The organism is Pandoraea sputorum, assembly GCF_000814845.2.
Taxonomy (GTDB): domain Bacteria; phylum Pseudomonadota; class Gammaproteobacteria; order Burkholderiales; family Burkholderiaceae; genus Pandoraea; species Pandoraea sputorum.
In genome coordinates this window covers 2,301,324-2,322,983 of record NZ_CP010431.2, presented here as the reverse complement: position 1 = coordinate 2,322,983, position 21,660 = coordinate 2,301,324, and the positions used below count along the sequence as shown (strand labels likewise).

Annotated in this window: 18 protein-coding genes; 7 read left to right on the top strand and 11 right to left on the bottom strand. The window is 62.8% G+C overall.

Annotated features, from left to right (window positions below; genetic code table 11):
- Positions 1-107 precede the first annotated feature (107 nt).
- Complete coding sequence (locus NA29_RS10305; protein ID WP_039397960.1) at positions 108-1,823, top strand: AMP-binding protein; 1,716 nt, start codon at positions 108-110, stop codon at positions 1,821-1,823.
- A gap of 44 nt (positions 1,824-1,867) precedes the next feature.
- Positions 1,868-2,788, top strand: coding sequence for a DUF1571 domain-containing protein (locus NA29_RS10300; protein WP_084103616.1), 921 nt, complete (start codon positions 1,868-1,870; stop codon positions 2,786-2,788).
- Between the two features lie 135 nt (positions 2,789-2,923).
- Here the strand turns inward: NA29_RS10300 and minE are convergent, their stop codons facing one another.
- The 3 genes from minE to minC are packed head-to-tail and all read right to left on the bottom strand — an operon-like array spanning position 2,924 to position 4,808.
- A complete protein-coding gene (gene minE / locus NA29_RS10295; RefSeq protein ID WP_039397958.1) occupies positions 2,924-3,178 on the bottom strand; it encodes a cell division topological specificity factor MinE in 255 nt (84 codons plus the stop codon).
- 9 nt (positions 3,179-3,187) lie between these two features.
- Positions 3,188-4,003, bottom strand: a complete 816-nt coding sequence (gene minD / locus NA29_RS10290; RefSeq protein ID WP_039397956.1) for a septum site-determining protein MinD — start codon at positions 4,001-4,003, stop codon at positions 3,188-3,190.
- 43 nt (positions 4,004-4,046) lie between these two features.
- Positions 4,047-4,808 (bottom strand): septum site-determining protein MinC, encoded by a 762-nt coding sequence (gene minC / locus NA29_RS10285; RefSeq protein WP_039397954.1) that lies wholly within the window; start codon positions 4,806-4,808, stop codon positions 4,047-4,049.
- Positions 4,809-5,170: 362 nt separating this feature from the next.
- On the opposite strand from minC, the gene NA29_RS10280 reads away from it, so the two are divergent.
- The gene (locus NA29_RS10280; protein ID WP_039397952.1) at positions 5,171-5,359 is read left to right on the top strand and encodes a hypothetical protein; all 189 of its coding nucleotides are present in this window, start codon (positions 5,171-5,173) and stop codon (positions 5,357-5,359) included.
- 439 nt (positions 5,360-5,798) lie between these two features.
- On the opposite strand, the gene NA29_RS10275 is transcribed toward NA29_RS10280, so the two are convergent.
- Positions 5,799-6,512 carry an SDR family oxidoreductase gene (locus tag NA29_RS10275; RefSeq protein ID WP_039397950.1) on the bottom strand — a complete coding sequence of 238 codons (714 nt, stop codon included), beginning with the start codon at positions 6,510-6,512 and terminating at the stop codon, positions 5,799-5,801.
- 164 nt (positions 6,513-6,676) lie between these two features.
- Here NA29_RS10275 and NA29_RS10270 point away from each other — a divergent pair, with 164 nt between their 5' ends.
- Positions 6,677-7,582, top strand: a complete 906-nt coding sequence (locus NA29_RS10270) for a LysR family transcriptional regulator (protein WP_039397948.1) — start codon at positions 6,677-6,679, stop codon at positions 7,580-7,582.
- Between the two features lie 28 nt (positions 7,583-7,610).
- On the opposite strand, the gene NA29_RS10265 is transcribed toward NA29_RS10270, so the two are convergent.
- Positions 7,611-8,222 carry a TetR/AcrR family transcriptional regulator gene (locus NA29_RS10265; RefSeq protein WP_039397946.1) on the bottom strand — a complete coding sequence of 204 codons (612 nt, stop codon included), beginning with the start codon at positions 8,220-8,222 and terminating at the stop codon, positions 7,611-7,613.
- A 206-nt stretch (positions 8,223-8,428) separates the two neighbouring features.
- Between NA29_RS10265 and NA29_RS10260 the strand changes: the two genes are divergently transcribed.
- Entirely contained in the window at positions 8,429-9,145 is a 717-nt protein-coding gene (locus NA29_RS10260; protein ID WP_039397944.1) for an SDR family oxidoreductase, read from the top strand.
- Between the two features lie 127 nt (positions 9,146-9,272).
- Here the strand turns inward: NA29_RS10260 and NA29_RS10255 are convergent, their stop codons facing one another.
- The 3 genes from NA29_RS10255 to NA29_RS10245 form a co-directional block, all read right to left on the bottom strand.
- Entirely contained in the window at positions 9,273-10,181 is a 909-nt protein-coding gene (locus tag NA29_RS10255) for a recombination-associated protein RdgC (RefSeq protein ID WP_039403004.1), read from the bottom strand.
- 87 nt (positions 10,182-10,268) lie between these two features.
- On the bottom strand, positions 10,269-10,736 hold the full coding sequence (locus NA29_RS10250; RefSeq protein ID WP_039397942.1) for a cyanophycin metabolism-associated DUF1854 family protein: 468 nt from the start codon (positions 10,734-10,736) through the stop codon (positions 10,269-10,271).
- A 41-nt stretch (positions 10,737-10,777) separates the two neighbouring features.
- Positions 10,778-13,186: a cyanophycin metabolism-associated ABC transporter gene (locus NA29_RS10245; protein ID WP_052252799.1), complete on the bottom strand. Its 2,409-nt coding sequence runs from the start codon at positions 13,184-13,186 to the stop codon at positions 10,778-10,780.
- Between the two features lie 298 nt (positions 13,187-13,484).
- Between NA29_RS10245 and cphA (NA29_RS10240) the strand changes: the two genes are divergently transcribed.
- Together cphA (NA29_RS10240) and cphA (NA29_RS10235) are read left to right on the top strand one after the other, a co-directional pair.
- Positions 13,485-16,118: a cyanophycin synthetase gene (cphA, locus tag NA29_RS10240; protein ID WP_039397940.1), complete on the top strand. Its 2,634-nt coding sequence runs from the start codon at positions 13,485-13,487 to the stop codon at positions 16,116-16,118.
- Positions 16,119-16,292: 174 nt separating this feature from the next.
- A complete protein-coding gene (gene cphA, locus NA29_RS10235) occupies positions 16,293-18,872 on the top strand; it encodes a cyanophycin synthetase (RefSeq protein WP_039397938.1) in 2,580 nt (859 codons plus the stop codon).
- A 119-nt stretch (positions 18,873-18,991) separates the two neighbouring features.
- On the opposite strand, the gene NA29_RS10230 is transcribed toward cphA (NA29_RS10235), so the two are convergent.
- The 3 genes from NA29_RS10230 to NA29_RS10225 form a co-directional block, all read right to left on the bottom strand.
- Complete coding sequence (locus NA29_RS10230) at positions 18,992-20,215, bottom strand: hypothetical protein (RefSeq protein ID WP_157127379.1); 1,224 nt, start codon at positions 20,213-20,215, stop codon at positions 18,992-18,994.
- A gap of 575 nt (positions 20,216-20,790) precedes the next feature.
- The gene (locus NA29_RS25730) at positions 20,791-20,934 is read right to left on the bottom strand and encodes a hypothetical protein (RefSeq protein WP_157127377.1); all 144 of its coding nucleotides are present in this window, start codon (positions 20,932-20,934) and stop codon (positions 20,791-20,793) included.
- 211 nt (positions 20,935-21,145) lie between these two features.
- Entirely contained in the window at positions 21,146-21,634 is a 489-nt protein-coding gene (locus NA29_RS10225) for a GNAT family N-acetyltransferase (RefSeq protein WP_231965146.1), read from the bottom strand.
- Positions 21,635-21,660 lie beyond the last annotated feature (26 nt).

Genomic DNA, 21,660 nt, shown 5'->3' with positions numbered 1-21,660 from the left:
GGAAGTTGCAAACGCCGCCGGGCGAACGAGCGCGAGCCGACGACAGATCGGCCGCATCGCAATCATGGCGGCGCATAAAAATGCAGAAAACTTCAACGGAGACAACGATGGATCAAGCTGTTCATCAGGAACGCGTGTGGCTCAGTGCCTACCCTCCCGGGGTACCTGCCGACATCGACGTCAATCGCTATGCATCGCTCGTGCAGGCGTTCGACGAATGGATCGAGAAGTACCGCGACCGCATCGCTTTCGTGAGTCTCGGCAGTGAGATCACGTATGCCGAGGTGTCCCGTCAGGCTCATGCCTTCGCTGCGTGGCTGCAAGCCCAGGGCGTGAAGCAAGGCGAGCGCGTCGCGCTCATGATGCCTAACTGCTTTCAGTATCCGATCTGCCTGTTCGGCACGCTCATTGCCGGTGCTGTGGTCGTCAACGTCAACCCGTTGTACACCGCGCGCGAACTGAAGCACCAGTTGCAGGACAGCGGTGCGCAGACCATCGTCGTCTTCGAGAACTTCGCCAAAACACTGGAGGAAGCGCTACCCGACACCGAGGTGCGCAACATACTCGTGACGCAGATCGGCGATTTGCTCCAGCCGGGAGCGAACGTCAAAGGGCGTGCCGTCAACTTCCTCATGCGACACATCGCCAAACAAGTGCCGCCGTATCGCTTGCCGCAGGCGGTGGCGCTTCGTCAGGCGCTCGCGAGCGGCGCGAGGCTGAAGGCCACGCCGGTGCCTCTCGTGCGCGAAGACCTCGCCTTTCTCCAATACACCGGTGGGACAACGGGCGTCGCCAAGGGCGCCATGCTCTCTCACGGCAACGTGCTGGCCAATCTGCTGCAAACGGAGGCGTGGGCGGCCGATCAGCTCGACGGCGACATCGAAGTCAATCTGTCGTTGCTGCCGATGTATCACATCCTCTCGCTCACATTGAACTGTCTGGTGTTCATGAGCCTGGGCGGACGCAACATCCTGATTGCGAATCCACGCGATGTGAAAAAGGTCGTCTACATCATTCGCAACGAAACGTTCACCGGCGTGACCGGCGTCAACACGTTGTTCAACGGGTTGCTCGAGAACCCCGACTTCCGTGCACGCGACTTCTCCAAACTGAAACTGTCGCTCGCTGGCGGCATGGCAACGCAACGCGCGATAGCCGAGCGATGGAAGCAGGTCACGGGCAAGCCGATCATCGAAGGCTACGGCCTCACCGAATGCTCCCCCATCGTCACGATGAATCCCGTGGACATCGCGCACATGGACGCGGTCGATTTCTCCGGCTCCATCGGCCTGCCCGCGCCGTCGACCGATGTTCGCTTTAAGCGCGACGACGGTACGTGGGCACCCCTCGGCGAGCCGGGCGAGTTGTGCGTGCGCGGACCGCAGGTCATGCGCGGCTACTGGAATCGCCCCGAAGAGACGGCCAAAACGTTCGACGCAGACGGCTGGCTGATGACCGGCGACATCGGTGTCATGGACGAACGCGGTTATGTGAGGCTGATCGACCGCAAGAAGGACATGATTCTCGTGTCGGGTTTCAACGTTTATCCGAACGAGATCGAGGACGTCGTGATGCTCCACCCCGGCGTGCGCGAGGCGGCCGTCGTCGGCGTGCCCGATCCGGTGGCTGGCGAGCGCGTGAAGCTCGTAGTCATCGCCAAAGACCCGACGCTCACCATCGAAGCCATGGCCGCGCACTGCCGCAAGCATCTGACCGCATACAAGGTGCCGCGCATCATCGAATTCCGTCAGGGCGAACTACCCAAGTCGACGGTGGGCAAAATCCTGCGGCGAGAGCTGCGCGATCCGGTCTCAGGGAGGTAGCGAGAGACTCACGGCAACACAGAGAGATAAAGGGAGATAACAACATGCGAACGACATTGACGCTTTTGCTGCCCGCAGCACTGACCTTCAGTGCGCTCGCGGGCGTGTTCGGCCCTTGCGGCGCGCTCGCTCAGGCGAGCGCCCCCGCCGCATCCACGGCCACCTCCGCCAGCGCGCCAGACACCGACACGGCAAAGCTCGCCGCCCTGCCCGTCGCAGCGCAAACGCAATGGCTCGCGCGCGCAATCAAGAGCGGCGACCTGGCGAAGATGCCCGACGAACAGATCGTCGCCACCATGCAGGCCATCCAGCCGGAAGCGCTCGTGCGCTTTCTGAAAGCCGAGGCGTCGGCATTGCCGGAGTATCAGTACGAACTGACGCGTCACGAACGCATCAACAATCAGTGGCAGACCACGCCCGACCGCATGCTCGTGAAAATTCGCGAAAATCCATTGCAGATCTACGCGAAATGGCAGCCTGACGGCGCGCATGCCGGGCAGGAAATCATCTATGACGAGACGAAGCGCCCCAAGGAGATGTACGGGCACCTTGGCGGCATCCTCGGCTTCACGTCGATCTGGAGCAGCATCGACGGCTCGCTCGCACGCTCACAGTCGAACCACACGGTGCGCGATCTCGGTTTTGCCTTCATCGCCGAACAGATTGCACACGACGGCAAGAGCTTCCGCGCCGCCGGACTTTCCGAGAAGCCCGCAAGAATATCGGTATCCGAATCGAATGGCGTTCGCGTGCTCGCGTTGGAATGGGAGGCCCCGTCCGGGCCGCCTCAGCACTACGCCAACAAGTCGCGCGTGTTGCTCGATCTCAAGACAGGCAGACCGCGAGGTATCGAAGCATGGGACGCCGCCGGGCAGAAGGTCGAGGAAATGCGCTTCGAGAAGGTGCGCAAGGAACAGTGGACGGACGCCACGTTCGATCCGAAGAACCCAGACTACAAGTTCTGACGCAACCTACGCCAGACAACCACCACAAGCACGACGAAAGCCCGCCACCCTGCATCGAGGGTGGCGGGCTTTTCGCTTATTCGCACGTCAAACACCGGCGTCTTGCAAAGAAGCCGCCGGATCACCGATGACCGTTCAGGTCTGCGGCAGTTCGATCTTGACTTCGAGCACTTCGAGGTTGTCCTGATGCTCGACGCTGACCTTGATGTCGTCTTGCGCGATTTTCACGTACTTGGAGATGACGGCGACCAGCTCGCGTTGCAAAGCCGGCAGGTAATCGGCCGGTGGCGACGAGCCCGTGCGTTCGTGCGCCAGAATGATCTGCAGGCGCTCTTTGGCAACGGCGGCGGTCTTTTTCTTCTCCCCCAGGAGGAAAGACAGGAAGGACATGGGCGCTCCTTACTTCGAGCCGAAAATGCGCTGCAACAGGCCCGGCTTTTGATAGTCGGTAAAGCGCATGGGCTTGTCTTCGCCCTTGAATCGGCTTACCACGTCGCGATACGCATCGGCCACGTCCGTGCCATCCAGATGGATGGCGGGCGTACCCTGGTTCGAGGCATGGAGCACCGACTCCGATTCCGGAATCACGCCGATGAGCTTGATTCGCAGAATTTCCTGAATGTCTTCCAGCGACAGCATCTGGCCGTCGTTGACACGCTTCGGGTTGTAACGGGTGATGAGCAGATGCTCCTTGATCGGCTCGCTGCCATCGATGGCACGTTTCGTCTTCGACGACAGAATGCCCAAAATGCGATCCGAGTCACGGACCGACGACACTTCCGGGTTCGTCACCACGAGCGCTTCGTCGGCGAAGTGCATCGCGAGCAACGCACCCGACTCGATACCGGCCGGCGAATCGCACACGATGTATTCGAAACCCATGTCAGTGAGGTCCTTGATGACCTTCTCGACGCCCGCTTGCGTGAGTGCATCTTTGTCACGCGTTTGCGAGGCGGGGAGGATAAACAGGTTCTCGCAGGACTTGTCCTTGATGAGCGCCTGATTAAGGTTGGCTTCGCCCTGGATCACATTGATCAGGTCGTACACCACGCGGCGCTCGCAACCCATGATGAGGTCGAGATTGCGCAGGCCGACGTCGAAATCGATGACTGCCGTCTTGTGCCCCTGCAAGGCGAGGCCGGCGGAAAAGCTGGCGCTGGTCGTCGTCTTGCCGACACCACCCTTGCCAGAGGTCACCACAATCACTTTTGCCATCTGTCGATGCCTTCCCAAACTTGAGGATGAAATTAGCTACGAATCACTTGAGCCCGAGGGGCTCGAAAATCAGTTTGTCGTCTACCAGCCGCACCTGCACCGAACGCCCCTGAACATCGGGCGGCAGCGCATACTCGCCAGTCCGGTAAATACCGGCGATGGAAATCAGCTCGGGCTCAAGACAGGTACAGAAGATGCGCGCATCGAGCTTGCCCTTCACTCCTGCCAGTGCCCGCCCCCGCAGCGGCGCGTAAATGTGAATATTACCTTCCGCGATCACCTCGGCCCCATAACTGACCAGATCGAGGATGATCAGGTCGCCCTTCGCATAGACCTGCTGGCCTGAGCGCAACGGCTTGTCGATGATGGTCGAGGGGATGGACGATGCCTCGGGAACCGCCTGTGCAGACGCCTCCGACGCAGCCTCGACGCCTGCCTGCGGCGCTGCATCGTCGTCGCGTGCCGCGCGCGGCGCACGGCGCTCGTGGCGCTCATGACTGTCCAGAAGCGGCAGACCGTCGACCACAGCCCAACCCGCTTGTTCGGTGTTGGCGACGACCCCGATCGGCTTCATGCGGAATTCGGCCAGCATTTCGGCCAACGCAGGCACGGCGACGCGTTCGTCGCCGGACAGACGCCGTACGTCGATGGCGACGGTGTCGCCAGCAAAAAACTCCGGGGTCGCTTCGAAACGTTGCGCCAGTTCGGTGCGCAAGCTGTCCAGTTGAGGCGTCTTGACTACGAAATGCAAGGTGTCTACGGCACCACTGCGTAACTCGAAGTACGGCGTTTTCTTTTGCGGCATGTCAGGTTGTTGTGCGCGATTGCTGGCAAATTGGGCCATTCTACCGCCCCTTGACCTCCTGCAAACCGCTAATAAGCAGGGCAACCCCCAGGCACCCCCGCAAATTGCCCAAAAAACACCATTGCCGCAACGCAGCAGCACGATGCATTTTGAATACGTTTATGGCGTTGCGAAATGCTAGACGATTGACATGCCAATGTCATCAGCAAAGCCTATTCTCTGCGTGGGAAAGTCCAACACGAGAAGTGCTGCAAAGCAGCATCGAAAGTACGAATTTTGTCGCGCAAGCGTCTTTTTCGTGACCTATCCTTAAAGTCCCTGACGAGGGACCCCCCTGTGGAACCGCAAACCGGGAGACGAAGATGCTGAGTCATCATGAATTTGCCACCCTGATGCTGGTGAAGGATGCTCCGGAGCAAGTGGAGCTGGATCGCCCTGACCTCGAATCGTTGCTTGAGAGCAAACTGATCGAGTGGGAAGAGTTGGAGACGGGAGCGAAGTCACCCCGCCTGACTGTTCAGGGCAAGTACTTCCTTCAGGCCGTTGCCTGAGCGCCCAGCCAGATGTAGAGGTGTCTGTAGTCGCAAAAAAGCCCGCCGGAAGGCGGGCTTTTCATTTGTCCGGGCCGTTCGCCCGAATCTCTCGACACGACTCAACCGTGCCGGACGTCACGACGGTGGCGTCGCCACGTGTGGCGCGCCGCCGGATGCTCCCGGCACCAGTTGCGATTCGCCAGCCAGGCCACTGCCGCGCCCACGACCAGCGCTATCACCAAAGTCCCAATCAAGCTCCCTGTCAGCATAGTGGCCTCCATTCTTCGATGTCACGGGATGGCACGACTTCATTCTAGGCAATCCCTATCGAAATAGGTACCCGAAAGTGATTCGGGTATACCGCGTTTGCGTGACATCAAAAAGAACGCAACTTCGGGGCCGGGAGGATGTGGCGGCGCAGCATTTTTCAGCGTCCGACGGGCCAGATCGAAGGGCCTCAGGCGATAGCGCCACCCGCGTCGATCAGCACCGTGGAGCCTGTCGCACTCGGCGTACCGGCGAGATACAGGATGGTATTTGCCACGTCTTCCGCCGCGACGACCCGACGTGCTGGCAATCGCTGCGCTGCGTTGTGATACATCGCTTCGCGGTCCGCTTCGGCAAGCTTGTTCCACAACGGCGTGACCGTCAGCCCCGGCGACACGGTGTTGACGCGAACCGGCGACAATTCCAGCGCCAGCCCGCGCCCCAATGCCTCCACCGCCGCGTTAATCGCCCCCTGCACCACCGACGACGTGTTCGGCCGCACGCTCAGATAGCCCGACGTCAGCGTGAGAGATCCGCCGTCCTCGATACGCGCGAACTTCGCCACGTGATACGTCCCCCAGAACTTGCTGTCGAACGCCGCATGCGCGTCGTCGAGCGAGAGCTTGCGCACCTGACCGGTCGGCGTTTGCGCCGCTGAGATCACGACGTGTTGCCACGGTGCATGGTCGGCGAAGAATCGTTCGACGGCGGCCACGTCGCCGGTATCGAGCACGACGGCGCGCGCCGTACTGCCGATCGTCGCCAGCGCTTCGTCGAGCTTCGCCTGACTGCGCGAGGCAATCGTGACGACCGCCCCCGCCTTGGCAAACGCCTGTGCGGCGGCACGGCCAATGCCGGAACTGCCGCCAATCACCAGCACGCGCTGGCCTTCGAAATTGAACATGGTGTGACTCCAGAATGAGATCGATGAAATCGGAAGGAGAAGACAACTGCGACGTCGCAACCCGGAAGCAACGTCATGAGGCTATTGTGATCCTCTCCACGCAAGACGATAATCCCTCGAAGAACTGAATCACTCTCTACAAATTTTTGATAATTATCACCACGATGATCGACCAGACGCTGGATCTCACGCTCTTTGACCGAGTTGTCGCTACCGGTAGCATGTCGGCGGCCGCGCGCGAGCTGGGGTTGTCGCTCGCCGTCGTGAGCAAACGGCTCGGGTTGCTGGAGCAGCGCCTCGGCGTGCGCCTGCTCAATCGCACCACGCGCAAACAGGCGCTCACCGAAGAGGGGCAGGTGTTTCACGCGTGCTGCCAGCGGATTCTGGCGGAGATTGCCGAGGCGGAACGGCTGATGACGCGGCAGGCGGGCACCGTCGGCGGGGTGCTGCGCATCAGCGCCCCGCGCGCGTTCGGGCGTCGTCATCTGACACCGCTCCTGGTCGCGTTTCGCGAACGCCACCCGGATGTGAAGGTACATCTGTCACTGAGCGACTTGTGGGTCGATCTGGTCGCGCACGGCATCGACGTGGCGATCCGCGTCGGCACCCTACCCGATTCAAGTCTTGTCGCGCAGGAGCTGGCCCCGAATTACCGGGTACTTATCGCGTCGCCCGAGTATCTGAAACGACGCGGCACGCCCGAGGACGTCGGCGACCTTCGGCAGCACGACTGCATTTTGTTTGGCAACTCGCCACATGGCGACTGGCGTTTCGTATCGCAGTCCGAAACATTGCGCGTACAAGTGCCGGATACATACGTCGTAGACGACGGCGACACCGCACACGAACTCGCCCTGCATGGCGCAGGCATCGCACAGAAATCGATCTTTGACGTCAGCGACGATATCCAGGCGGGGCGACTGGTACGCGTGCTACCGTCGCTTCGGATTCCGGCCGCGCCACTGCACGCCGTGTATCCACATAGCCGTCATGTTGCGCCACGCACGCGGGTATTCATCGACTTTCTGCGCGACCAGCTACGCGCGACGTGGCGCTGGTCGCCGGATTGACGGACACGGCGTCATCGCGCCCCGGCGCTCAATTGTTCGCGTGCCCCGCCTCGGACGCTTCAGTCGCTTCACGTCCCGCCGCCAGCAGCGCTTCGGATAGCGCCGGGTCGGCTTCGACCACCGCGCGCGACAGAATCAACGAGCCGACCATCTGCGAGAATCGCGCCATGGCATTGCGCGTCGCCTGCTCCCGCGTTAGCCCTCGGGCAACGCCTGCCGCCGTCATTCGTTCGAGCGACGCCGCCAGTCCCTTCGCGTAACAAGCCTGCGCCTCCTCGCCAATGCGTGGGACGTCGCCAGCGAACCCAGCCACCGGGCAACCGCACGCCACATCGTCACGATGCGCCGTCGACAGATACTGCTCGACACCGACCTTCGACGCGACAGCCGGATCGCCCGACGCCTCACCCATGCCTTGCGCCATCAGCACTTCGTTGGCGGCCATCGCTCGCGCCATCACGGCCGAGACGAGCGCATCCTTCGACTTGAAGTGGTTATAAAAGCCACCCTGCGTGAAACCGGCCTCCTTCATCAACGCCGTCAGCCCGACCGCATCGACGCCACGCTCGCGAAACAGCCGGTCGGCCGCACTGACGATCGCCTCGCGGTTCTCTGCGGCCTGCTCTCTGGAAATACCCATTGATCACTCCCCGTCCGTCGACGGCGCAATCGCCGCTATCGGACTCATCGAAAAAGACAATGTCGATCACCATTGACATTAGTACAACGGAGTCGGCACAATGCAACGCAAATGACGATGGCGATCACAATTGTCATGAAGTATAGCCGAAACCTTACGCCGTGCGCCCGACTGGCGCGGCCCACTTATCTTGCTGGAGCAGTGAAATGAAGATCAAAGATGCGGTTGTGTTCGTGACTGGCGCCAACCGGGGCCTCGGCCTTGAATTTGCCAAACAGGCGCTGGCGCTCGGCGCGAAGAAGGTCTATGCAGGTTCGCGCGACCCGTCGAAGGTGACGCTGCCGGGCGTGATTCCCGTCAAGCTCGACGTCAATAATCCGGACGACGTCGCGGCCGCTGCGCAACTCGCGGGCGACGTGACCCTGCTCATCAACAACGCCGGGATCGCTCGCCTGACCCAGGGCTTGACCCAGCCGGGTTCCACCGAGCTGCTGCGCGAAACGCTCGAAACCAACCTGTTCGGCGTGCTGGCCATGACGCAGGCATTTGCGCCTATCCTCGGCAACAACGGCGGCGGCGCACTGCTCAACGTGCTCTCGGTCGTTAGCTGGATCACTTCGAGCAGCATTCCCGAATATGCCATCACCAAGTCGGCCGCGTGGTCGCTGACGAACGGTGTCCGGCGCGAACTCAGCGCCCAGAACACGCAGGTGATCGGCCTGCATGCGGGTTACATCGACACCGATCTCACGAGCGGCTTCGACGCAAAAAAAAGCGCGCCGTCCGATGTCGTGCGTCAGGCTTACGAGGCCATCGAAGCGGGCGCGTTGGAGGTGAGCGTCGACGACGCCACGCGCCAGGTCAAACAAGGTCTGTCGCAGGGCGTCTATCTGATCGATCTGGAAGCCGAAGCGCAGTCCTGAAAAGGTCTCGAAAGATTTCGCGCTCGCCAACAAAAACGCCGCGACACCCTTTCAGGTATCGCGGCGTTTTGTCTTGTTTGAGCCACAGGCGAGTACCAGAGCTCACCCAAGCTCCCGTCCAGCCGGATCAGGCCGCCTTGTCCATCTGACGTTCACCGCCTACGGCTTCGACCAGATCGTCGAGCATACGGGCGAGTTCGCCGGTCATGAGCGCGACGTCGGCATCGAACTTCTCGGCTTCGCCTTCTGCGGTGGGGTCGGCAGCGTCCTTGATGATGTCGAGCGGCGTAATGCGCTTGATGATGAACGCGTCGGTGAGCACGAACGAGATGCGGTCGTTCCACGTCATCGCCAGCTTCGTGCAGCGCTTGCCAGCTTCGATGTGCTGACGCACATCCGCGCCATCGAGCGGGTGCGCCACGTAGCGCACGGCCGCCTTTTCGTCGGTATTCGAGCGCAGTTCCACGTCCTGATCGACGGTGAAGCCGCCCGGCGCTTCATTGCCAGCCAGCCACGACGTCATCACGGACACCGGCGCTTCGTTGAGCTCGACGTTCTCAAGCGTGATGTCCAGCGTCTTGAGCAGCAAGCTGCGCACTTCGTCGGCCTTGGCGGGCGACGCGGCGTCGATGACCAGCCAGCGATTGACCGGATCGATCCACACACGCGTGTCGCGACGAATGCCGAACGCACGCGGCAGCAATTCGTCCGTGACCTGCTCCTTGAGTTCGCGCATCTGCTTGCGCCCCGGCTTGAAGCCTTGCTGCTCCTCAAGCTCGGCGGCCTTGGCACGCGTCACCTGATTGACGACGGTCGTCGGGAGCAGCTTCTTTTCGGCGCGATAAGCCAGCAGGAACTGACGATTGATGCTGTGCACGAGCTCGCCGCCATCGCGCGGCGGCGCCCAGCCCTGTACCTGCATTTCGAGGCTGCCGCCCTCACGGAAGGCGTGCTTCTCGAGCGCCTCTTCCATTTGCGCGACGCTCATGGACCAACCGGCAGGAATTCGGTGCAACTGAAGATTCTTGAACCACATCGGCATCACCGCAAAATCAAAAGCATGGATTTTACCAGTGTGCCGAGGTGCAGCGAAGTGCGCTAACCCGAATCGTGCAACCAGACGTTACAGGAAGCGGTCGAGAATCTTGCGGCTGGGCTTGTCCAGCGTGCCCGTGTCGCGAATCAGGAAGTGAATGCCGTGGTTATCGGTGATGAGCAGCGTCTGTCCACCGAGACGGCGAATGTCCTCTTCGCCGCGAAGCACGAACGACGCTTCGCCACGGTTCGTCTCAACGGTCCAGGTGCTGGGTGTCGCATACGTCGACACGCCCTTGATGCGCAGCACTTCGGGCATGAACTCGCGCGCGGCAAGTTCCTCCGAGACGAGCACCCGCATGGCTGCCGGCAGCACGTCGAGCGAGTCGAGCCAGACCAGCTCGCGCCCTTCCGTGCTCACGAGCGCCAGCCCTTCGTCCGGCGCGGCAATCGGAAAGGCCCTCACGGGCACCACGCCCTCATGGGCCACGCCCTCGGCATCGGTCAGCACCAAACGGCCGAAGGCGTTGCGCGACAGGGTGAAATCGATCTGCATAGGAGTCTTCGCGAACGGTTCTGTTGACGGTCAATCTGCGATTAGTTGATGGACAGCGGCTGTGCCGGTGCTGCAGTCACTGCCGCGACCGTGGCGGCCGCTTCGGCCGAGGCGACGACCTCGTCGATATCCGTATCGACATTGCGCTGCTGCGCCTGATAGAGCTTGTAGTACGCGCCTTCGCGGGCAATCAGTTCATCGTGGTTGCCCACTTCGACGATCTTGCCGCGATCGAGCACCACGAGCCGGTCGGCCTTGCGCAGCGTCGACAACCGGTGGGCAATCGCAATGGTCGTGCGTCCCTTGACGAGGTTGTCGAGCGCCTTCTGAATTTCCTTTTCCGTGGCCGTGTCGACCGAGGATGTCGCCTCGTCGAGAATCAGAATTCTCGGATCGATCAGCAGCGCGCGGGCGATGGAGATACGTTGACGTTCGCCCCCCGACAGCGCCTGACCCCGCTCGCCTACGAGCGAGTCGTACCCGTGCGGCAAACGCAGAATGAACTCGTGCGCATGGGCTGCGCGCGCGGCTGCGACGATCTCTGCGCGCGTTGCGTCCGGTTTGCCGTAAGCGATGTTGTCCGCAATCGTGCCGAAGAACAGGAACGGCTCCTGCAAGACCAGCCCAACGTTGCGACGGAAGTCCGACACCGGCAGCGCGCGAATGTCCACGCCGTCGATCTGAATCGAACCCTCGGCCACATCGTAGAAGCGGCAGATCAGGTTCACCAGCGTGCTCTTGCCCGAGCCGCTGTGGCCGACCAGACCGATCATCTCGCCCGGCGCAATGCGCAGATCCATCCCGCGAATCACCGCCCGGTTGCCGTAGCGGAAACCGATGTCGCGCAGATCGATGGCGCCCTTCACTTCCTTCAGATGCACCGGATTGACCGGCTCCGGCACGTTCGAGACGTGATCGAGAATGTCGAAGATGCGCTTCGCGCCGGCGGCCGCCTTTTGCGTAACCGAGACGATGCGGCTCATCGAATCCAGACGCGTATAGAAGCGGCTGATGTACGTGAGGAACGCGGCCAGCACCCCGACCGTGATTTCGTGTTTCGAGACCTGCCAGATACCGAAGATCCAGACCACCAGCAGGCCCACTTCGGTGAGGAACGTCACCGTCGGCGTGAACAGCGACCAAACCTTGTTCACCCGGTCGTTGACCATCAGGTTGTGTCGGTTGGCTTCCTTGAAGCGCGCGACCTCACGGTTTTCCTGCGCAAACGCCTTGACCACGCGAATGCCCGGAATCGTGTCGGCGAGCACGTTGGTGATTTCCGACCAGATCCGATCGACCTTCTCGAAGCCATGACGCAGGCGATCACGTACCAGATGGATCAGCCACGCGATGAACGGCAGCGGCAGAAGCGTCACCACGGCCAGCCACGGATTGATCGACACCAGAATGACCGCCGTCATGACGATCATCAGCACGTCCGTCGCGAAGTCCAGCAAGTGCAGTGACAGGAACACGCAGATGCGATCGCTCTCCGAGCCGATACGCGCCATCAGGTCCCCCGTGCGCTTGCCGCCGAAATACTCCAGCGACAGCCGTAGCAGATGCGAATACGTTGCCGTGCGCAGGTCCGCGCCGATGCGCTCCGACACCTTCGCCAGCAGATATGTGCGCGCCCAGCCGAGCACCCAGGCGACCAGACCGGCCCCCAGCAGACCGGACAGATACATTCCCACCTGGTGGTAATCGATGGGTTTGCCGTTCTGGAACGGGATCAGCACGTTGTCCATGAGCGGCATCGTCAGATACGGCGGGATCAACGTCGCGCCCGTGGCGCAAAGCGTCAGCAGGAAACCCGCCAACAACTCAAAGCGATACGGTCGGGCGAAACGCCACAACCGGAGCAATGCCCATGTCGACGGCGGGGCTTCTACCTCGGGATTGCATTGCGGGCACTCGTCCACGCCGGGCGGCAGTTCCGCCTGACAGATCGGGCAGACGCCCGCCTCTTCTGCCTCATGCACCGCCGCGTGACCGGCCACGTGGATATCGCGCTGACGCACGATTGTGTCCATCAGCGTGAGCGCCGCCGGATTGTGACCGAGTGTGTAACGCCAGTTCGCCAGCTTCTGGCGCGCATCGCACAACTCCAGCGAGCCAACGCCCGCGTGGTCCGTATGGGTGAGCGATAGCCCCGCGTGGTACGGCCACGATTGCCACGGCGACTGGCTCGATCCGCCGTCGCGCCGCGCGTCACGCGCCAGCACCCGACGCTCGGTCGCCACGACCACGCCCCGGGCGAAGTGCAACTGCGCATCCAGATCGATGGGCAACCAGGCCAGCACCGTCTCCCCGTCGGCGAGTTGCCCCGCGAGATCGGGGTACCAGGGTTCGGCTGCGGCGTTGCGGGCGGTAGCGGAAGACACAGGGGAGGCTTGCGCGGGCGAATCCGCAGAGGCGTCGGACGGAGTGGCGGCGGAGGTGTCGGTCATTGATGCGGCAGACGTGTCCTCAAGGGGCGGACATCGAGGCAAACGGTAAAGAATCGACGCGGACTTTCCCTGTCAGGTCCGCAAAATTGCCGCAAGTATAACCACAGCGACGCTTCTTGCGGCACGGAGTTCCCGCATGACACGGTGCAACATCGAAATATTGTTGCGGGTGTCAACCGTTTACGGAATTTTTGCGTTAAGCATCCAGTTAACTGAAAGAGCGCGACCGGCTGTGCCGCATGAAATCGGCCTTGCCGGCTTTTGTGTACCAGCCCTGACGCGTGAATTAAAGCCTTAGATGAAAAAGAAAGACATTGAGATTTTCGATGTCCTGTCGCTGCGCGGACCGAATATGTGGACATATCGGCCGGTGCTTGAGGCATGGGTCGATATCGGGGAATTGGAAGAGTTCCCGTCCAACAAGATCCCGGGGTTCCCCGAACGGCTGTCCGAATGGCTGCCGACCCTCATTGAGCACCGTTGCAGCATCGGCGAGCGCGGCGGCTTCCTTCAGCGTCTTCGCGAAGGCACGTGGCCCGGCCACATCCTCGAGCACGTCACGCTCGAACTTCAGAACCTCGCCGGCATGCCCGGCGGCTTCGGCAAGGCACGCGAGACCCCGATTTCGGGCGTCTACAAGGTGATCGTGCGCGCCTGGCATGAGGACGTGACCCGCGCCGCCCTGTTTGCCGCCCGCGATCTGGTCATGGCTGCCATCGAAGACCGCCCATACGACGTCGAAGCCGCCGTCGAAGAACTGCGCGGCCTGGTCGACAAACACTGCCTCGGCCCGAGCACGGCGTGCATTGTCGACGCCGCCGACGACCGCGACATCCCCCATCTGCGTCTGTCCGACGGCAATCTGGTGCAACTGGGTTACGGCGCTGCCGCCCGTCGCATCTGGACGGCCGAGACCGACCGCACCCCGGCCATCGCCGAGAGCATTTCGCGCGACAAAGACCTGACCAAGCAACTGCTCGAATCGTGCGGCGTGCCCGTGCCGGAAGGCCGTCTGGTCGACAGCGCGGAAGACGCCTGGGAAGCCGCCGAGGACATCGGCCTGCCCGTGGTCGTCAAGCCGTATGACGGCAATCATGGCCGTGGCGTGTTCATTAATCTCACCACGCGAGAAGAAGTCACGACCGCGTTCGGTGTGGCCCTTGAAGAAGGCAACGGCGTGATCGTCGAGCGCTTCGTCACGGGTCTGGAACACCGTCTGCTGGTCGTGGGCGGTCGCGTCGTCGCCGCAGCGATGGGCGAAATGGCCTCCGTGACCGGCGATGGCAAGCACACCGTCTCGGAACTCATCGAGATCCAGATCAACAGCGATCCGCGTCGCGGCAGCGCTGAAGACCAGCCGCTCAATCGTGTGCGCATCGACTCGTCGGCGCGCCTCGAATTGAAGCGCCAGGGTTTCGACGCCGATTCCGTGCCGCCGGAAGGCAAAAACGTGCTGATCCAGCGTAACGGCAACGTCGCCTTCGACGTGACCGACCGCGTGCACCCGAGCGTGGCCGCCCATGCGTCGCTGGCCGCCCGTATCGTGGGTCTGGACATTGCCGGCGTGGATCTGGTCGCCGAAGACATTTCGCGTCCGCTCGCAGAACAGCGTGGCGCGATCGTGGAAGTCAACGCCGGCCCCGGCCTGCTCATGCACTTGAAACCTGCCGACGGCGCCCCGCGTCCGGTCGGCCGCGCCATCGTCGACCATCTGTTCCCCGATGGCGACGCAGGCCGGATTCCGGTCGTCGGCATTACCGGCACGAACGGCAAGACGGTCACGGCACGCCTGCTCACGCACCTGCTGCAACTGGCGGGCGAACATACGGGTCTCGCATGCAGCGATGGCCTGTTCCTCGACAAGCGTCTGGTGCAAGGCGGCGACCGCGCCAACTGGGACGCCGCGAACCGCGTGCTGATGAACGCCAGCGTGACGGCCGCCGTCTTCGAAAACGACAGCACCGCCATTCTGTCCGAGGGCCTTGCCTACGACCGTTGCCAGGTCGGCATCGTCACGAACATCGACCGTCCGGACCATCTGGGCCACAACTTCGTCGAAGACGTCGACCGCATGTTCAGCGTGCTGCGTACGCAAGTCGACGTCGTGCTGCCCGACGGCGTGGCAGTCCTCAATGCCCGCGACCCCCTGGTCGTGGAAATGGCCGAGTTGTGCGACGGTGACGTGATCTTCTTCGGTCTGGACGAGCAACTCCCGGCCATCGTGACTCACCGCGCCGCCGGTAAGCGCGCCGTTTTCGTGCGCGATGGTCAAGTCATCCTCGCGACGGGCGAAGAAGAAACCGCCATCGGTGCAACGGCCAATATGCCGCTGACCTACGCAGGACGTGTCGCCTTCCAGGTCGAGAACGTGCTGGCCGCCGTGGCCGCCGCGTGGTCGATGGGTGTGGGGCTGGATGTTCTGCGCACCGGCGTGACGACGTTCGACGTCGGTCAGGTCGATGCCCCGGGCCGCTTCACGTTGTTCGAGAAGCAAGGCGCGACGGTGATCGTCGACGACGCGCATAACGCCCCGGCCCTCACCGCACTGGCTGCCGCCCTTGCCACCCTGCCCGCCGAGCGCCGCTCCGTGGTCTACGGCCCGGGTGCAGATCGCATGGACGAAGACCTTCAGGCCGAAGGCAAGCTGCTGGCGCAGACGTTCGAGCGCATAGTGCTGTGCGACGACTTGAGCATTACCCGCAAGCGCGAGTCGTCCGAGTCACGCGCTCAACTGCGTGCAGGCATCGACGCCGCCGGTCGCAAGGTGCAGGTGACGGACGCAGGCGAACGCCGTGCCGCCGCCGAGGCCGCGCTGGCCCAGCTCACGAGCGGCGATCTGCTCGTGTTGCAGGCCGACGAAGGCGGTGCCGCCGCGATGCTCGATCTCGTCCATTTGTGGATGGGTCAGCCGATGCGCGCACTGGCGGCCTGAGGCAATGAGTCACTGAAAGATGAATGACGAGCGGCGGTCGGCAGACATCTCCGCCACCGCCGTCTCTATATGTAGATAGTCACCAGATACCTAGCCACAGTCGTTTTTCTCGCCACGCATCTGCCATATTGAGATATACAGGGACGCGAAGTGGACAGACAGGGATTGCAATTTATGGAAGTCTCCCGCATCCGCGCATTGCGCGGGCCGAACCTCTGGAGCCGTCACACCGCCATTGAGGCGATTGTGACGTGCACCGATCTGGAATACTCGATCGGCAATCTGGCCGGTTTCGAGGCCCGACTGCGCGCTCGCTTCCCCGAGCTGCCCGCGCTCACACCCGACGCTGAAGAGCGCCCGGTCTCGCTGGCCGACGCACTGGCGACCACGGCGTTGCATCTGCAAGCCGCCGCCGGTTGCCCCGTGACCTTCAGCCAGACGACGCAAACCATCGAGCCGGGCACGTTCCAGGTGGTGGTGCAGTACAGCGAAGAGCCGGTGGGACGCCTTGCCTTCGACCTGGCGCAGCAACTGATTCACGCCGCCCTCGAAGACGGCCCGTTCGATCTGGCCGACGCCCTTTACCGCTTGCGCGATCTGGATGAAGACGTGCGCCTCGGCCCGTCGACCGGCTCTATCGTCTACGCCGCCGTCGCCCGTGGCATTCCGTACCGCCGTCTGACCGAAGGGTCGATGGTGCAATTCGGCTGGGGCAGCAAGCAACGCCGCATTCAGGCCGCCGAGACCGACCGCACGTCGGCCGTGGCCGAGTCGATTGCGCAGGACAAGGATCTCACCAAGACGCTGCTGCACGCCGCCGGTGTGCCGGTGCCGCTGGGCGGCACGGTGCGCGATATCGAAGACGCGTGGAAGCTGGTGCAGGAAATCGACGCCCCGGTGGTGGTCAAGCCGCGCGACGGTAACCAGGGCAAGGGTGTGGCCGTGCGTCTGCGTACGCGCGAAGAAATCGAGAAGGCGTTCGAAGCCGCGCAGGACATTAGCCGCGACGTCATCATCGAGCGCTACATTCCGGGTCACGACTTCCGCCTGCTGGTCATCGGCAACAAGCTGGTGGCCGCGGCCCGCCGCGATCCGCCGCAAGTGACCGGTGACGGCGTGCACACCGTGCGTCAGTTGGTCGAAACGGTGAACGCCGACCCGCGCCGTGGCGAAGGTCACGCCACGTCGCTCACCAAGATTCGTTTCGACGACATTGCGCTGGCAACGCTCGCCAAGCAGGGCCTGAACGCAGACTCCGTGCCGGATGCCGGTGCGCGCATCGTCCTGCGCAACAACGCCAACCTGTCGACGGGCGGCACCGCCACCGACGTGACGGACGACGTCCACCCCGAAATCGCCGCGCGCGCCGTAGCGGCCGCACAGCAGGTCGGTCTGGACATCGCCGGCGTCGACGCCGTGTGCGAAACCGTCATCAAACCGTTCGAAGATCAGGCAGGCGGCATCGTAGAAGTCAATGCCGCGCCCGGCCTGCGCATGCACCTCCAGCCGTCGTACGGCAAGGGGCGCGCCGTCGGCGAAGCCATCGTCTCGACCATGTTCGAAGACGGCGACGACGGCCGCATTCCGCTCGTGGCGGTCTCCGGCACGAACGGCAAGACGACCACCGTTCGCCTGATTGCCCACCTCATTGGCCAGCAAGGCCTGCGTGTCGGTATGACCGGCACGGACGGCATCTACATCAGCGGCCAGCGTATCGATACCGGCGATTGCAGCGGCCCGCGCAGCGCGCGCAACGTGCTGATGCACCCGGACGTCGACGCTGCCGTGTTCGAAACGGCGCGTGGCGGCCTGCTGCGTGAAGGTCTTGCCTATGACCGTTGCGACGTCGCCGTGGTGACCAACATCGGCATGGGCGACCACCTCGGCCTGTCGTACATCAACACGGTCGAGGACCTCGCCGTGCTCAAGAGCGTGATCGTGCGCAACGTCGCGCCGCGCGGCATGGCTGTGCTCAACGCCGCCGACCCGATGGTCGCGCGCATGGCAGACGCCTGCCCGGGCGACGTGACCTACTTCACGGCCGACGCCACCCATCCGGTACTCGCCACGCACCGCGCCAAGGGCAAGCGCGTGGTTTATGTCGACGGCGCTCACATCGTAACGGCGCACGGCAGCGAAGAAACCCGTTACGCGCTGGCGGCGATTCCGCTCACGCGCAACGGCGCAATCGGCTTCCAGGTCGAGAACGCGATGGCCGCCATCGGTGCGGCATGGGCGTTGCATATCGATCCGGCCACGATTCGCGCCGGTCTCGCGACCTTCGTGAACGATGCTGGCACGGCCCCGGGACGCTTCAACGTGTTCGACTACAAGGGCGCGACGGTGATTGCCGATTACGGCCATAACCCCGACGCCATTGCCGCGCTCACGCAGGCCATCGAGACGATGCCCGCGCGCCGTCGCTCGGTGGTGATTTCGGGCGCGGGAGACCGTCGCGACGAAGACATTCGCCGTCAGACGGAGATTCTGGGTGGCGCGTTCGACGACGTGCTGCTGTATCAGGACCAGTGCCAGCGTGGCCGTGAAGACGGCGAAGTGATCCGCCTGCTGCGTGAAGGGCTGGTTGACGCAAGCCGCACGAGCTACGTCGACGAGATCAACGGCGAGTTCATCGCCATCGACACGGCCCTCGCCCGCCTGCAACCGGGCGACCTGTGCCTGATCCTCATCGATCAGGTGGACGAAGCGCTGGCGCACATCGCGCAGCGCGTGACAGAGGCTGGCGGGCGATAAGTCGTTATCGCGGAGCACCTGGCAGCGGGAACACCGAGCCAGGTGCTGGCAGGCTTGCCTCGATTGCGCCCGCGCTCGCATCACTCAGGGACGACCGCACGGGTGGCGGCATCAACGGCTCATAGTCTCGTCGATTCGATCGAGTCGGTCATTGAGTAAGTGTCCGGATGCGACGCAGTCTCAGTTTTGCCGGAACCTGCCCCGAGCGTCGCAGCCGTCAGCATGTCGAGCGCATCGACACCATCGACGAAATCCGATTCGATCAATGGTCGTTGCAGATACGGATGAAGACTCCTGCTCGAAATCAGCGAATGCCGCGTGTCGCCGGTCATCAGTTCATAGACGTGATGAGATGCCGTGGATAAGCCTCTGCGCAACAGTACCCACTCGGTCGGCGCGTTCTTGTCGAACTCCTCGGCCGAGATCATGTCGCTGTGGTCTTCGAACAGAATGCGGTATCCATTGCCCTGAAGTCCCTCCGTCGTCGTGAAGCAGTCCAGCCTCGCGTCAATGGCCGACCGGATCAGGGACGGAACATTCTCGTCGAGCGCGGAGAGGCCAACTGCGGCGAACGCCGCTTCCGCCTTCGCCACATGATCCGCAAGCAGAGACTTCAGGGCGGCAGCATTCACGCGGGCATCACGCTCGAGCACTTCAAGACGGGTGAAGACAAGTTCATGGACCATGGCGGCACTGACGTGAAACCCACGCGCCGCGAAGACCTCCGCGCAGCGCGCGCCTAACTTGCTCACCGCTTGGAAGTCGTCGCCGTATAGCTCGATGGCGTGGGCAAGCGTAGTCACCATCGGGGTAAATGTCTCGCAAGCCGATAGTTTTTCCGCAGCACTCGCGTAGTTTCCGGCGGCCATCACGCGATCGCCGGCCGCAACAAAGACGTTTGCGGCAGCCAGATATTGTTCCGCAGCCAGACGCGGCTGCGCAGCCCGGTCGTAGTGAAATGCCGCGCGGTGGCGATCGATGCCGACGCGCAGGCCATTCGCCCGGCGAACATCCTCACCGGACGCGAGCATCGCCCGTGCGATGTCGTCGGAAGGCAGGTCTTCCTGCGCCGACGTTTGCTCGCGAATCGTCGCGATCGCTTGCCTCGATTGGCCAGCCCGAAGGTCGTCCCCCACCCGATGGAAGTACCGCGCCAGCGGCTCTCTTTCTGCCAGCGTTCCGCTGAGCGGCGAGAGGGCGTCGTGTGCTGCGGCGGCGACGCTTCGGACTGCCGCCGGATCAAGTCCGGGCAGCAAGCTACCGTCGGCCCCGAGCGCCGCGCCGATGAGACGGAAGCAGACCAGCGCGTGGTCCTGCGTGAGCGCGGGCATCGCGTCCAGCAATGTCGCGCCAGGCGGCATCCCGTCAGGGCGTGCGAGCAACAACCGGGTAACCTCCGCCTGCGTCAGATTCAACCCTCGATGCGAAAATCCAGCGTCCATCAGCGAGAGACGAAGGTCCGTACCCGGAATGCCGACAGCGATGAATCCGCCTTCTGTCAAATGGACCCCGGTGTCTTCTGCTTGCGACCAGCGATCGACGATTTCCTCACGAATATGCGGTCTTAGCGCACTACTCAGTTGCGTGGCGAGCGCATCGAGTTGCGCCTCCGACATCTTGCGACGAACGTGTTCGAAGCCAACCGGTGTCGTGCAGACGTGATTGCGCACGAGGCGCCTGACGAACGTAGAACGGTCGACGTCGCGTTCAAAGCAGTGTTTGAGGAGTTGCCAACCGTCGTTCCCGGTGAAAGCAGCTTCGACCCGCTCAATCGCTCTGGAGAGTTCAGCCGAGCCTGGAGAACAGTCTTGCAGGCGATCTTGCAAGGTGTTCATCGCCCGCGTCAGATGAGCCGATGCCGAGGCGAGATTACGACACGGGTGGAGCGCACTTCTGAGCGCCTGAATAGCGTCGGCAATCATCGAACCCCTTTGCGCAGCAGCGGATTCAGGGCAGTCAGCGCACAAGTGTCGCGATGGAAATCGGTGGCACCGGTGAGGACCGGCGCGGGTAGATCGAGCGAGGGCTCGAACGGCAGACAGTCATTCGTCGAGAACGGCATGGTCGTATTGAACGGGGAGATGGATAGGACACCCCCCATCGGTTTGCGATGAAAGGGCCCAATTTTTTCATTGAGGCCGTTTCACACGCGTCCGAGAATCGCTCATCGCCCGCCCCGGGGAAAGGCATGAGGCGTGCGCGCAATGCAATTCGATTAGCTATGCTAACTAATTCGGTGAAAAGCGCATCGTCCGATTTCGGAATGATTCAGGTTACGGACTGACGAGTCGTCGCTGCATTGCGCAGCGACGTTCCGCCGGGAGCCCGGCGGCGACCTCGTCGGCGAGCGTTGCCTGCAAGCGCACGTCGAGCTCGCCGTCGGTCAACGGCGCAAAGCCCAAACGGGCGTAAAACGGCGCGTTCCACGGCACGTCGCGAAACGTCGTGAGCGTGAGCGCCTGAAGCCCTGTGTCGCGCGCGTACGCTACAGCAGCCTCCATCAGCGCTCGCCCAATTCCCCGACCTTGCCACTGGCGATGCACCGACATCTCCCATACGTGCAGAACATCGTCGAACACCTCACCGGCGAGAAAGCCAACGGGTACGCCTTCCCTATCCGTCGCCACCCACTCAGTCCCCTGCGCCACCCACTGGCGATGACGTGCCTCGGCAATCGGCTCGCCGTCTGCCAGTGCCTGCAAGCCCGGCAGCGCCCGGAACATCTCGCCAGCACTACGCTCGACGGCGAGCAACCGAGACACCTCGTTTGGCGTCGCGAGCCGAACTC

Bases quoted from the DNA above. Each gene is read 5' to 3' on its own strand.
- NA29_RS25730 (WP_157127377.1), bottom strand. From the start codon at position 20,934: ATGCCGTTCTCGACGAATGACTGTCTGCCGTTCGAGCCCTCGCTCGAT.
- minC (WP_039397954.1), bottom strand. From the start codon at position 4,808: ATGCCGCAAAAGAAAACGCCGTACTTCGAGTTACGCAGTGGTGCCGTA.
- NA29_RS10250 (WP_039397942.1), bottom strand. From the start codon at position 10,736: ATGCAGATCGATTTCACCCTGTCGCGCAACGCCTTCGGCCGTTTGGTG.
- NA29_RS10260 (WP_039397944.1), top strand. From the start codon at position 8,429: ATGAAGATCAAAGATGCGGTTGTGTTCGTGACTGGCGCCAACCGGGGC.
- NA29_RS10305 (WP_039397960.1), top strand. From the start codon at position 108: ATGGATCAAGCTGTTCATCAGGAACGCGTGTGGCTCAGTGCCTACCCT.
- NA29_RS10280 (WP_039397952.1), top strand. From the start codon at position 5,171: ATGCTGAGTCATCATGAATTTGCCACCCTGATGCTGGTGAAGGATGCT.
- NA29_RS10265 (WP_039397946.1), bottom strand. From the start codon at position 8,222: ATGGGTATTTCCAGAGAGCAGGCCGCAGAGAACCGCGAGGCGATCGTC.
- cphA (WP_039397938.1), top strand. From the start codon at position 16,293: ATGGAAGTCTCCCGCATCCGCGCATTGCGCGGGCCGAACCTCTGGAGC.
- NA29_RS10245 (WP_052252799.1), bottom strand. From the start codon at position 13,186: ATGACCGACACCTCCGCCGCCACTCCGTCCGACGCCTCTGCGGATTCG.
- NA29_RS10270 (WP_039397948.1), top strand. From the start codon at position 6,677: ATGATCGACCAGACGCTGGATCTCACGCTCTTTGACCGAGTTGTCGCT.
- NA29_RS10275 (WP_039397950.1), bottom strand. From the start codon at position 6,512: ATGTTCAATTTCGAAGGCCAGCGCGTGCTGGTGATTGGCGGCAGTTCC.
- NA29_RS10300 (WP_084103616.1), top strand. From the start codon at position 1,868: ATGCGAACGACATTGACGCTTTTGCTGCCCGCAGCACTGACCTTCAGT.
- minE (WP_039397958.1), bottom strand. From the start codon at position 3,178: ATGTCCTTCCTGTCTTTCCTCCTGGGGGAGAAGAAAAAGACCGCCGCC.
- cphA (WP_039397940.1), top strand. From the start codon at position 13,485: ATGAAAAAGAAAGACATTGAGATTTTCGATGTCCTGTCGCTGCGCGGA.
- minD (WP_039397956.1), bottom strand. From the start codon at position 4,003: ATGGCAAAAGTGATTGTGGTGACCTCTGGCAAGGGTGGTGTCGGCAAG.
- NA29_RS10255 (WP_039403004.1), bottom strand. From the start codon at position 10,181: ATGTGGTTCAAGAATCTTCAGTTGCACCGAATTCCTGCCGGTTGGTCC.